Below are 12,378 nucleotides of genomic sequence, written 5' to 3' on the forward strand. Positions count from 1 at the left end.
TGTACGTCCGTTCTTCGTCTTCGCGTCCCGACGAGTCGGCGGGGCCGCCGCCCGGATCGAGGCGTCCGGTCTCGGCGATCCCGGCGCGGCCGGGGATCGTCAGATCCTCTTGCGGATCTCGTCCTCGTTCACCTCCATGCCGAGCCCGGGCCCGTCCGGAACGCGGAAGCGGCCGTTGTCGGGCTTCGGGATCGAGCGGAAGCCGGCGTCCATCCGCCCTCCCGCGTCGGCGAACTCGGCCGGCTTGGTGAGGTGCATGATGGTGGCCAGCACATGGAGATTGGCGAGGTTGCCGATGGTCGGCTGCGTCTGGTGCGGCACCAGCTCGACCCCGTGGGCGTAGCAGATCGCGGCGCACTGCATGAGCCCGGTGATGCCGCCCATCTTGACGATGTCCGGCTGCACCATGCGGACGCCGGCCTCGACCATGTCGACGAGCGCCTGGACCGTGTAGGTTTGCTCGGCCGCCGAGACCGTGATGTCGAGCCGCTGGGCGACCTCGCCCATGGCGCGCACGTCGTAGTGCTGGACCGGCTCCTCGAACCAGATGTAGCCGAGCTCTTCGAGCGCGCGGCCGACCCGGATGGCGCCGCCGACCGAGTACTGGTTGTTCGCGTCGAAGGCGAGCGGGAAGTCGTCGCCCACCAGCTTGCGGACCGCCTTCGCCTTGGCGATGTCGCCGGGGATGTCCTCGTCCTGCCGGGTGCGGTCGCCGTCCCAGCGGATCTTGATGGCCGCCGGGTTCTCCTTGCGCCAGCGCGCCTCCACGACGCGCACGGTCTCGTCGACGGTCCGCCCCGCATTGCCGCCGATCGAGGCGTAGTAGGGGATCTCCTTCCGCCAGGCGCCGCCGAGCAGCTTCCAGACCGGCAGGCCGAGCGCCTTGCCCTTGATGTCCCAGAGCGCGATGTCGACCGCCGCGAGCGCGCCGGTGAGCGCGCCCTCCGGGCCGAGCTTGATGTGTCTGTGGAAGAGCCGGTCGTACAGGACGGCGTGGTCGAGGGCGTCGGCGCCGACCAGCGCGGGCGCGAGGTCCCGCTCGACGATGCCGAGCGAATGCAGGCCGCCCTGCATGGGCGAGGCTTCGCCCCAGCCGGCGACGCCGTCCTCGGTGGTGATCTTGACGAGCGCGCTGCGGCGGCCCGGCGGGTCTCCGGAAGCCCAGGTGACCTGCATCGCCTCGACCGACTTGATGCGCGTGCTGGCGGCCAACGGCCCCTCCCTCCTGCAGCGCCCCTCAAGGCTTGAGGTGCGCACCTCGACCTCCACGGGGCGGATGGCCCCGTGGGCGCCGGCAAGCCGCGCCACCTGGGCGCATCCGGTCCCGGTCGTCTGTCGTGCCGGCCGAAGGTTGTTCCCCCGTGCGCGGCGCGTTGCGGCGTTTCCCCTGGCGGCCGGCGGGGATACCGTCAGCCTCGGATCACCATAACGGCTCTGCATCCGCATGCAAGCGGAACCGCACGGTCCCGCCCCGCATGCCTAGCCTGCGTAGACCTGCAGGCGCCGGTGCCGGGAGACTACATTCCCGTCCGCGAATACGACTTCGTCCGTCTCCCCGTAGTGCTTGCCCTTCCGTTCATATTCGTCGCTGACGATGCTCGACGTGCCGAAGCGGGCCCCGGGACGGACCGGAGCGTAGTGCCGCGTCTCGCAGGAGACCAGCACGACCGGGCCGGGGAAGCGGAAGCTGCCGTAGACCTCGCCCATCGCCCGTCGCATCAGGAGGCCGGAATGGACGAGGGTTTCCCGGCGATAGATGGGGTGGGTTTCGTCGAAGGCCGCCAGGGATTCCAGCCATTCCGCCTCGGTCAGTACGCTCTGGGCCGTGCCCCCGCGCATGCCTTTCCGCCAGCCGCCGGGCCCGATCTCCGGCCGCGGGTCGGGGACCCGCAGAAGCGGCCAGTCGGCTGCGAGAGGCGCAGGCTCGGCCACGTCAGGCAGGTCGATCCACCCGCTCGCCGCCGTCTCGCCCTCCGCATCCCGCAGGGCGAGCTCCGACCGCACCCGCCCCGCCCCGGCGACCAGCGGCCCGGCCTCGATCGTCACCTCGTCGCCGTTGTAGACCGGCCGGCGGAATCGCGCCCCGATCCCGCCCCGGGCCGCCCAGTCGAGCCCCCAGGCCTCGATCGCGACCCGGCTGAAATGGCCGTACAGGAACGCCCCGGGCACCAGGGCGGCGCGGTACCCCATGGCCCTCGCCACCGCGTCGTCATGCACCGACCCGCGGTAGCGGGGTGAGTCGTCGAGGCGGATGGTCAGGCGGCGGCTTTGCGGGAAGGACGCGGTCATGGGCTCCATCTCCTCAGGCCCCCGGCAACGGCCAGGTGGTGACCGCTCCCGCGGCCTCCGCGCGGGCGATCGTCTCGGGCGGGAGCCCGAGGATATCCCTGAGAACCGTCCCGTTGTCGGCCCCGAAGGGCGGGGCATGCCGCCGCTGCCCGCCGGGGGTGAGGCTGAGGTGCAGGGGCAGCCCGGGATGCGGATGCCGCCCCGCGTCCGGGTGCTCCAGCCAGGTGTAGAAGCCCCGGTGGGCTAGGTATTCCGAGCGCGCGAGGTCGGACGGCGTCATGACCGGCGCCGCCGGCACCCCGGCCGCCTGCAGGAGGTCCGCCGCCTCGTGCTTGTCGCGCCCGCGCGTCCAGTCGGCAAGGAGGGCGGAAATCGTATCCTCGTTCGCCCGCCGTGCCTCGAGGCTCGCGAAGCGGGGATCGTCGCCGAGTTCCGGCCGGCCGATGGCGGCCGCCAGGGTGCGCCATTCCGAGTCCGAGCGCGCCGCGATCACCATCCACTCGTCCTCGCCCCGGGTCGGGAAGGCGTCGTGCGGCACCGCATGGGGCGAGCGGTTGCCCCGCCGCGGCGGATCCTCCCCGGTCTCGATCGCCGCCAGGATCTCCGCCCCGATGAACTGCATGGCCGCCTCCACCTGCGGGATCTCGACCGCCTGCCCCTGCCCGGTCCGCTGGCGGTGAAGGAGCGCCGTCAGGATCGCGGCGGCTGTGTTGAAGCCGCCGATCGGGTCGAGATACGAGGGGCCGGTCGTCTCCGGCTGGCCCCCTTCGTAGCCGATCAGGCTGGACATGCCGGTCGCCATCTCCATGGTCGGCCCGAGCGCGGCATAGCCCGACATGGGACCGGTCTTGCCGAAGGCCGGCAGCTCCGCGACCACGATCTCCGGGCGCACCGCCTTCAGTCCGTCGTAGTCGAGCCCGAACTTGCGCAAGGTTCCGGGCCGGAAGTTGCAGAGGATCACGTCCGACCGCGCCGCGAGATCGCGCAAGATCGTGCGCCCCTCCTCGGTCTTCAGGTCGAGGATGCAGGAGAGCTTGTTGACGTTTTGGGAATTGAACAGGAACGACCGGTCGAACGGCCGCTCGCCGGCAACACCGTCCGGGAAGTTGACCGGGTTCGGCGCGTCCTTGTTGAGCCGCCAGGAATTCACCCGGTTGGGCGATTCCACATGGATCGACTCCGCGCCCAGGAAAGCGAGGACCCGCCCCGCCATCGGACCCGCCCAGGCGGTCGCCACCTCGACGACCCGCAGCCCGGCCAGCGGCCCGCGTCCGGGCGAGCCCGGCGCGATCCGCGGCGCCCCGCCGGCCTCGGGCGCCTCCGCCGGAACCCCGGTTTCCCCGAGCCCGGGGGCGCCCCGCTCGACCCGGCGCGGCGTCGCCCCGAAGCGGTAGGCCGGCCCGAGGATGCGCCGGCCGTCCGCCAGGAATTCCCAGTATCCGCGGCTGTCCAGGTGCCGGTTGCGGCCGAGTTCGGCGAGGCCGAAGGACTTCGCCGCGATCACCTCGGCCCGCTGCAGCCGGTCGACCAGGTCCTCGGCCTCCCATCCGGCGACGCGCTCCTGGATGATCGCGAAAAGCGCCGCCCAGTTGTCCCGGCGAACGGCGGGGTCGGCGAAGCGGGGGTCGGCCTCCAGGTCCTCGAGGCCGAGCGTCCGGCACACCGCCGTCCAGCGGTGGTTGTAGATCCAGATGCAGACCCAGCCGTCGTGGCAGAGCACCTGGCCCGCCGGGATGTTCAGGTCCGCCCGGCTGCGCAGCGTCCCGTTGTAGATGTGCTGCATCACATAGGGAAAGCACATGGCCGCCGCCGTCTCGGCCTCGTCGACGGCGACATGCTGCCCCCGCCCGAGCGCCGGCCTCGCGAGCAGCGCCGCCGCCGCCCCCACATAGGCCGCGAGCCCCGCCGCGAAGCTCGCCCGCGCGCCGGAGCCGTAGAGCGGCTCCCGCCCGTGGGCGCCGTTGTTGAACATCATGCCCGAGAGGGCCTGGAGCACGATCTCCGGCCCTTTCCAGCCCGCGAGCGGACCGTCCGTTCCGAACGGACTGACCCGCACCGTCACGCTGTCGGGATTGAGACGGGCGACATCCCGGTCGGACAGGTCGCCCGGCAGCACCACCACGTCCGCCTCGCCGAGAAGGCGGTCGAGCCGTGCCCGGTCCTCCGGGGCGGCCCGGTCGAGGACGACGGAACGCTTGCCCGTATTCAGATGACGGAAGAGGAGCGACGAACCGTCGGCCCGCGACAGGGGGGCGGCGCGGCGCAGCGGCGATCCGCTGGGTCCCTCGACCAGCACCACATCGGCCCCATGATCGGCAAAAATACGGGTGCAGAATTGACCCGCAATCGAGTCGGAAAGATCGAGAATCCGCAGTCCCGCCAGGGCCGAGTCCAAGATTTCGTCCTCCCGTTTCCGCGCTCGGGCGCGAGGGGCCGCCCAAGGCCCCGTCGCCTCCGGTCCGTCATCGGAGGGTGCGGCCCGTTGGTCTCGCCGGAAGGCTAGAGACCATTGCATCCGGATGCAAGCCATCGCCGCCTGGCCTTGCCGCGCGCCGCCGCGCCCTGCTATGACGCAACCGGAACCTGGAGCTTGCGGGTGGCACATGAGCGTGAGTGACGGCGGCAAGGCGATGACGGCACGCGAGCTCGCCAGACTGCTGGGCGTCAGCCAATCAGCCGTATCGCGCGCCTACACGCCGGGCGCGTCCATCTCGCCGGACCTGCGCGAGCGCATCCTGTCCGCCGCCGATCGCTTCGGCTACCGCCCGAACGCCATCGCCAGCATCCTCTCCCGCCAGCGGAGCAACATCGTCGGCCTGGTCGTCTCCGACCTGAGAAACCCGTTCTATCCCAAGCTCTTCGAGCGCCTGACGCGCCGCCTCCAGGAGCGCGGGCAGCAGACGCTGGTGTTCAACATCGCGCCCGGCAGCGACGTGAAGCAACAGCTCGCGGCCCTTCGCCAGTTCCACGTCGACGCCCTCGTGATCGTCTCCGCGACGGTGCTCTCCGGCCTCGACCTCGCCTGGGCGGCCGAAGGCCGGCGCGCCATCCTGGTCAACCGGGTGGCCCCCGATGCCGGCCTCGCCTCGGTCACCTGCGACAACGTCGGAGGCCCGCGCGCGATCGCGGACCACTTCCATGCCCTCGGCCACCGGCGGGTGGCCTACGTGGCCGGCCTCACCGCCACCCATGTCGGTCGGGAGCGTCAGTCGGCCTTCGCCACCCGCGTGGCCGAGCTCGGCATGACCCTGTCTGCCCTCGTCCCGGGCGGCCGCTACGCCTACGAGGTGGGGCACGCCGCGGCGGTCGGGATCGCCCGGGCGGGTGGCGTCGACGCAATCTTTTTCGCCAACGATATCATGGCGTTGGGCGGTATGGACGCGCTCCGCGAGGTCGCCGGCCTGCGCATTCCCGAGGACGTCGCCGTGGCCGGCTTCGACGACATCGACATGGCCGCCTGGCCGCACTACCGCCTGACCACCTACCGCCAGCCGGTCGACGCCATCGTGGAGCGGACCATGGCCCTCCTCGACGGGAACGACCCGCCTCCCGGCTTCGTCGACGTGGTCCCGGGCGAACTGGTCGTCCGCAATTCGACGGTCCGCGAAGCCGCCGTTTAGAAGCACTCCCTCGCAATCCCCACCTTCGGAACTGCGCCCCCCCTCTCCCCCACAGTCCCGGCCGGAGCGCCGGATCCAGCGCCGTCCACCGGCCGCAGCGCTGCGGAGTCCCGCCCGCGCTGGACCTCGGATCGGCGGCGCAGAGGCGCCTTGTCCGGGGTTGCGGGCCGAGAGATGGGGCACTCGCACAGGGCGTCCCGCCCCACCGACCGGCACGCCCGGCATCCTCCCAACTCACGCTCTGAGTTGCGTACCTCAGAACTCCCTGTCATAAAGTGCCGGAACCCGGACGCCACGAGCCGGGGTCGGAGGAGACAGCATGGGAAAGCTTGCGACTTGGGCGCTGGCCGCGACGGGCCTGGCGCTGACGGCCGGCGCCGCCTTGGCCGACACCACCGTCAAGTGGATGCACATCGAGATCAATCCGGCCCAGATCAAGATCTGGGAGGAGACCGCACGCGCCTTCGAGGCGAAGAACCCGGGCGTCAAGGTCGAGATGCAGTTCCTCGAGAACGAGTCCTTCAAGGCCAAGTTGCCGACCCTGCTCCAGTCCAAGGACCGACCCCACATCATCTACAGTTGGGCCGGCGGCGTCCTGAAGACTCAGATCGAGGCCGGCGTCATCGACGACATCACCGACCGTGTCCAGGGTTATTCCGAGCAGATCACCCCCGCCGCGCTCGCCGCCTTCACGTATAACGGCCGGGTCTACGGCCTGCCCATCGCCATGTCGCAGGTCGGCTTCCTGTACAACCGCGACCTCATGGGCAAGGCGGGCGTCGACGCCTCGGGTATCAAGACCTGGGACGATCTGCTCGGCGCCGTCAAGAAGATCAAGGCGGCGGGCATCGTGCCCATCGTGGTCGGCGGCGCCGACAAGTGGCCGCTGCACTTCTACTGGACCCATCTCGCTGTTCGCCTCGGCGGCAAGGCCGGTTTCGAGGCGGCGCTCAAGGGCGAGAACGGCGGCTTCCAGAGCGAGACCTATCTGAAGGCCGGCGAACTCTTCAAGCAACTGGTCGACCTGCAGCCCTTCCAGAATGGCTTCCTGGGCTTCAAGAATCCGCAGGCCGTCGGCTACTTCGGCGACGGCAAGGCGGCCATGACCCTCGCCATCTCCACGGCCTACCACGCCCAGCGCGCGCTCGCCGCCGACAAGGCAGGGCTCGGCGAAGACAAGATCGGCTGGTTCGACTTCCCGACCGTGCCCGGCCAGAAGGGCGAGCCGAGCGACACGCTCGGCGGCATCACGGGCTGGCTCGTCACCAAGGGCGCCCCCAAGGAGGCCACCGACTTCCTCAAGTTCTTCATCTCGAAGGACGTGCAGACCAGGCTGGCAGCCGGCAATTTCATCATCCCCATCGTCGCCGGCGCCGACGCGGGCCTCAACAACGCCTTCATGAGGCAGATCGCCGACAACCTGGCCAAGTCCAAGTACCACCAGAACTTCTACGACCAGAGCCTCGGCCCGTCGGTCGGCCGCGTCGTCAACGACGTCTCCGCCGAGATCGCCGGCGGCACCATGTCGCCCGCCGATGCCGCCAAGGCGGTGCAGGAAGCCTGGAAGCAGGGCAACTGACGGTGAGGCGGATCCGCATCGCCCGCCGGAGCCGAGCGTCCACGGGTCCCGGCTCGACAGCCGGAACGGCACCCGTGGGGCGTCCGGCCCGGGTCCGGCCTGCGGCGCCTGGGGCAATGCCATTGGGTCCCGGCTCGAGGGCCGGGATGACACGTGTGGGGCGGCCGGACCCGGTCCGCACAGCAAGTTCGGCGGCGCAGTTTTCCTACAAGCCTCCCCCCGCGTGTCGCCCCGGCCCTTCCCTCCCCTACGGAGCTCGCGAGGCGACATGGCCGTGATTGCTGCCCGACGCGTTCCCCGGGACGGATCGCTGACTGCGGTCCTCCTGTTCCTGCCGCCGGCGCTCCTGCTGTTCACCCTGTTCGTGGTGCTGCCGATCGGAGAGGCGGCCTGGTACAGCGGCTTCAACTGGAACGGCTTCGGCAGCCCGACCAAATGGGTCGGCTTCGACAACTACCGGGCCGTGCTGGACTCGCGCGCCTTCGGCCTGGCGTTCCGCAACAACATCCTCATCATCCTGGTCTCGCTCCTCGTCCAGCTGCCGCTCGCGCTGACGCTGGCGTTGCTCCTCGCCGAGAAATTCCGAGGCGCCGTGGCGCTGCGCATGCTGTTCTTCATGCCCTACGTGCTGGCCGAGATCGCCACCGGGCTGATCTTCAGCTTCGTCTACGACGGCGACTACGGCCTGCTCGCCTCCATCTACCGCCTGTTCGGCGCCGAGGCCCCCCATCTGCTGGCGAGCCCGGACACGTCGATGCTGGCGATCCTGATCGTCATCGTGTGGAAGTATTTCGGCTTCCACATGATGCTGTTCATCGCCGCCCTGCAGAGCCTCGACCGCAACCTGATCGAGGCCGCACGCATCGACGGCGCAGGGCGGCTGCAGACGCTCCGCTACATCGTCATCCCCCTGCTCTACCCGACGATCCGGCTCTCGGTCTTCTTCGCCGTGGTCGGCTCCCTGCAGCTCTTCGACCTGGTCATGCCGCTGACGCGCGGCGGACCGGCGGATTCGTCGAACACCATGGTGAGCTTCCTCTACAACTTCGGCGTCACGCGCATGCGCGTCGGCTTCGGCAGCGCTGTCGGGGTCATCCTCTTCGTGATCTGCGTCACCTTCGCGTTCACCTACAAACGCTGGTTCATGCGCGATGAGTAGCACCCACCTCGCCACCCCTGCCCGGCTGGAGACACCCGCCCCCGCCTTCGACCCGGCCGGCCCCGCCCGGGCGCTGTTCCTGGCCCTCGTCGTCGTCTTCGTGGCGACCCCGCTCGTCGCCACCGTGCTCGGCGGTTTCAAGGGTCTCGGCGAGCTGCGCGTCAACCCCTTCGGCCTGCCCGACGCCTGGGAATGGCGGAACTACGCCGACATCCTGCTCTCCCGGCGCTACTGGCAGATGCTCGAGAACTCGCTGATCATCTCGAGCCTGACGGTCGTGCTGACCCTGATCGTCGCCTCCATGGCGGCCTTCGTGTTCGCCCACGTGAAGTTTTACGGCAGCACGATGCTGCTCAACTACATCACCATGGGGCTCCTCTTCCCCGCCGCGACTGCCATCCTGCCGCTCTTCATCAAGGTGCGAGACTTGGGCCTGCTCGACACCTATTTCGGCGTCGTGCTGCCGCAGGTCGCCTTCAGCCTCGCCATGAGCATCCTGCTGCTGCGCCGCTTCTTCAAGGACCTGCCCCACGAGCTCCTGGAGGCAGCGCTGGTCGACGGCTGCAGCTACATCGCCTTCTTCCGCTTCGTGACGCTGCCCCTGTCCCGGCCGATCCTGGCGACCGTCGGCACGATCGCCTTCGTGAACAGCTGGAACAGCTACCTTGTGCCGCTCGTGATGCTGAACTCGGACAGCCTCTATCCCTGGCCGCTCGGCATCATGGTCTACCAGGGCGAATACTCGTCCGAGTGGAACCTGATCCTCGCCTACATCACCCTCACCATCCTGCCCACCATCCTGCTCTTCCTCGCCGCCCAGAAGCACATCGTCGCCGGCCTGACGGCCGGGGCCGTGAAAGGCTGAAGCCGCGGGAGCCCCGGAGACCATCCATGAGAAAGATCGGCATCGGCGTCGTCGGCTGCGGCAACATCAGCCGCAAGTACCTGGAGGCCATGAAGCGGTTCGATACGATCGAGCTGAAGGCGGTCGCCGATATCCGCACCCCGGCCGCCGAGGCCTGCGGGGCGGAGTTCGGCGTGCCGGGCCTGCGCGTCGACCAGCTCCTGAAGCGCGACGACGTGGAGATCGTCATCAACCTCACAGTGCCGCTCGCCCACACGGACGTGAGCCTCGCCGTGCTGCGCGCCGGCAAGCACGTGCATTCCGAGAAGCCGCTCGGGGTGAACGTCGCCGAGGCCCGCAAGGTGATGGACCTCGCCGCCGAGAAGGGGCTGCGCGTCGGCTGTGCGCCCGACACCTTCCTCGGCGGCGGCCACCAGACCGCCCGCAAGCTGATCGACGACGGCGCGATCGGCACCCCGGTCGCCGGCACGGCCTTCTTCATGTGCCCGGGCCACGAGCGCTGGCACCCGGCGCCCGGCTTCTACTACCTGCGCGGCGGCGGGCCGATGCTCGACATGGGGCCCTACTACATCACCGACCTCGTCCAATTGCTCGGGCCGGTGGCGAGCGTCATGGGCTCGACCTCGCGCATCCGCACAGAGCGGCTCGTCACCTCCGAGCCGATGAAGGGGACCATGATCCCGGTCGAGGTCGCCACCCACGTGGCCGGCACGCTCGAGTTCGCCTCCGGCGCGATCGTCTCCATCGCCATGAGCTTCGACGTGCCGAAGCACCGGCATACCCCGATCGAGATCTACGGCACGGAGGGGAGCCTCCTGGTGCCCGACCCCAACCGCTTCGGCGGCGAGGTGCAGCTGGCGAAGACCGGCGGCGACTTCGCGCCCGTGCCGCTCAGCCACGGCAACGCGGAGGGCGAGTTCCGTTCCATCGGCGTCGCCGACATGGCCGCCGCGATCCTCTCCGGCCGGCCCCACCGGGCGAGCGGCGCGCTGGCGCTGCACGTGCTCGAGGCCATGGAGGCCTTCCAGATCTCGTCGGACGAGGGCCGGCGCGTGAAGCTCGAAACCACCGTGGAGCGGCCGGCCATGTTGACGCCGGGCCTGCCCACGGGCGCGATGGACTAAAGGAGACAGGCATGCGCAAGGCCATGATCGTCTGGGGCGGATGGGCCGGGCACGACCCGGATCTCTGCGCCTCCATCGTCCGCGGCTGGCTGAAGGCGGAGGGCTTCGACGTGCGCGTCGAGACCGAGACCGCCGCCTTCGGCGACCCCGCCATCCACGACCTCGACCTGATCGTCCCGATCTACACCATGTCCAGGATCGAGAAGCCGGACGCCCTCAACCTCTGCGCCGCCGTGCGCGCCGGGGTCGGTCTCGCCGGCCATCACGGCGGCATGTGCGACGCCTTCCGGGACAATGTCGACTACCAGTTCCTGTGCGGCGGCCAGTGGGTCGCGCACCCGGGCAACATCATCGACTACCGGGTTGACGTGACGCGTCCCGACGACCCGATCATGCGCGGCATCGCGAGCTTCGACTACCGCTCCGAGCAGTACTACATGCATGTCGACCCGGCCAACGAGGTGCTTGCGACCACCACCTTCTCCGGCGAGCATGCGCCCTGGATCGAGGGGGTGGTGATGCCGGTCGTCTGGAAGAAGCGCTACGGCGCGGGCCGCGTCTTCTACTCCTCCCTCGGGCACCGGGCCTACGAGCTCGACGTGCCGGAGGTGAGGACCCTCATGACGCGCGGCATGCTCTGGGCGGCCCGGGGATGACGACGCAGGAGGCGCCGCCCCCGCCGGGGCGGGTCACGCTCGACGATGTGGCGCGGGAGGCGGGCGTGTCGCTCGCCACCGCCGACCGGGTCGTCAACCGGCGTCCCGGCGTGCGCGACAGGACGGTCGCCCGCGTCGAGGCGGCCGCGGCCCGCCTCGGCTACCGGGCCGACCCGGCCGCCTCCCGCCTCGCCCGCAACCGCAGCTACCGCTTCGCCTTCCTGCTGCCGACCGGGGCGAACTCCTTCATGACGGAGCTCGCCGCCCAGGTCCGGCGCACGGCCGAGTGGCTCGCGCCGCAGCGCGGCTTCATCGATCTCGTCCATGTGGACGTCTTCGACCCGGCGGCGCTCGCCGCCGCGCTCGAACGTGTGCCCGACGGGATCGACGGCGTGGCCGCCGTCGCGCTCGACCACCCGCGGGTGCGCGCCGCCATCGACGACCTCGCCGCCCGCGGCATCGGGGTCGTCACGCTCGTCTCCGACGCGCCCTCCTCCCGCCGCTTCCACTATGTCGGCATCGACAACCCGGCCGCCGGCCGCACCGCCGGCACGCTGATGGGCCGCTTCCTCGCCAGCCGGACCGGATCCGTGGGGCTCGTGGCGGGCTCGCTCGCGCTGCGCGACCATGCCGAGCGGCAGTTCGGCTTCCACCAGGTGATGGCGGCCGAGTACCCGAACCTCACCGTCCTGCCGGCCCTGGAGGGGCGCGACGACGCCCGGCGCACCCGCGCCCTGGCCGAGCGCCTGATCGCCGAGACCCCCGACCTCGTCGGCATCTACAATGTCGGCGCCGGCAACCGGGGCATCGCCGCGGCGCTCGAGGAGACGGGCCGCGCCCACGACCTCGTCTGGATCGGCCACGAGCTGACCGCCCACAGCCGCCGCTACCTGCTGCACGGCCTGATGGACGCCGTCATCAGCCAGGACCCCGGCCACGAGGCCCGCTCCGCCGCCCGCGTGCTGATGGCCCACGCCACCGGCGAGCCGATCCTCGCCGACCAGGAGCGCATCCGCATCGACATCTTCCTGCGCGACAACCTGCCCTGACGCCCGTCCCCGTACGGTCCAACCCATCCCGCCGTCA

General features: G+C 70.4%; 10 protein-coding genes. 7 read left to right on the forward strand and 3 right to left on the reverse strand.

The features are described from left to right. Window positions 1-99: 99 nt before the first annotated feature. The 3 genes from WBG79_RS14095 to WBG79_RS14105 form a co-directional block, all read right to left on the reverse strand. Window positions 100-1,212: a mandelate racemase/muconate lactonizing enzyme family protein gene (locus WBG79_RS14095; protein WP_337357734.1), complete on the reverse strand. Its 1,113-nt coding sequence runs from the start codon at window positions 1,210-1,212 to the stop codon at window positions 100-102. Between the two features lie 267 nt (window positions 1,213-1,479). Further along, complete coding sequence (locus WBG79_RS14100) at window positions 1,480-2,289, reverse strand: MaoC family dehydratase (protein WP_337357735.1); 810 nt, start codon at window positions 2,287-2,289, stop codon at window positions 1,480-1,482. A gap of 13 nt (window positions 2,290-2,302) precedes the next feature. Then, complete coding sequence (locus tag WBG79_RS14105) at window positions 2,303-4,894, reverse strand: CaiB/BaiF CoA transferase family protein (protein WP_337357949.1); 2,592 nt, start codon at window positions 4,892-4,894, stop codon at window positions 2,303-2,305. Between WBG79_RS14105 and WBG79_RS14110 the strand changes: the two genes are divergently transcribed. The 7 genes from WBG79_RS14110 (at window position 4,893) to WBG79_RS14140 (ending at window position 12,341) form a co-directional block, all read left to right on the forward strand. Then, window positions 4,893-5,909, forward strand: a complete 1,017-nt coding sequence (locus tag WBG79_RS14110) for a LacI family DNA-binding transcriptional regulator (protein ID WP_337357736.1) — start codon at window positions 4,893-4,895, stop codon at window positions 5,907-5,909. The genes WBG79_RS14105 and WBG79_RS14110 overlap by 2 nt on opposite strands. A gap of 319 nt (window positions 5,910-6,228) precedes the next feature. After that, window positions 6,229-7,488, forward strand: coding sequence for an extracellular solute-binding protein (locus WBG79_RS14115; protein WP_337357737.1), 1,260 nt, complete (start codon window positions 6,229-6,231; stop codon window positions 7,486-7,488). A gap of 268 nt (window positions 7,489-7,756) precedes the next feature. Then, window positions 7,757-8,647: a carbohydrate ABC transporter permease gene (locus WBG79_RS14120; RefSeq protein ID WP_337357738.1), complete on the forward strand. Its 891-nt coding sequence runs from the start codon at window positions 7,757-7,759 to the stop codon at window positions 8,645-8,647. Further along, window positions 8,640-9,512 (forward strand): carbohydrate ABC transporter permease, encoded by an 873-nt coding sequence (locus WBG79_RS14125; RefSeq protein WP_337357739.1) that lies wholly within the window; start codon window positions 8,640-8,642, stop codon window positions 9,510-9,512. The genes WBG79_RS14120 and WBG79_RS14125 overlap by 8 nt, the downstream gene beginning before the upstream one ends. A 26-nt stretch (window positions 9,513-9,538) precedes the next feature. Further along, complete coding sequence (locus WBG79_RS14130; RefSeq protein ID WP_337357740.1) at window positions 9,539-10,636, forward strand: Gfo/Idh/MocA family protein; 1,098 nt, start codon at window positions 9,539-9,541, stop codon at window positions 10,634-10,636. A gap of 11 nt (window positions 10,637-10,647) precedes the next feature. Next, on the forward strand, window positions 10,648-11,292 hold the full coding sequence (locus WBG79_RS14135) for a ThuA domain-containing protein (RefSeq protein ID WP_337357741.1): 645 nt from the start codon (window positions 10,648-10,650) through the stop codon (window positions 11,290-11,292). After that, window positions 11,289-12,341 carry a LacI family DNA-binding transcriptional regulator gene (locus WBG79_RS14140; protein ID WP_337357742.1) on the forward strand — a complete coding sequence of 351 codons (1,053 nt, stop codon included), beginning with the start codon at window positions 11,289-11,291 and terminating at the stop codon, window positions 12,339-12,341. Before WBG79_RS14135 ends, WBG79_RS14140 begins: the two co-directional genes overlap by 4 nt. The last annotated feature ends 37 nt before the right edge of the window (window positions 12,342-12,378 follow it).

It is taken from the genome of Prosthecomicrobium sp. N25 (assembly GCF_037203705.1).
GTDB lineage: Bacteria > Pseudomonadota > Alphaproteobacteria > Rhizobiales > Ancalomicrobiaceae > Prosthecodimorpha.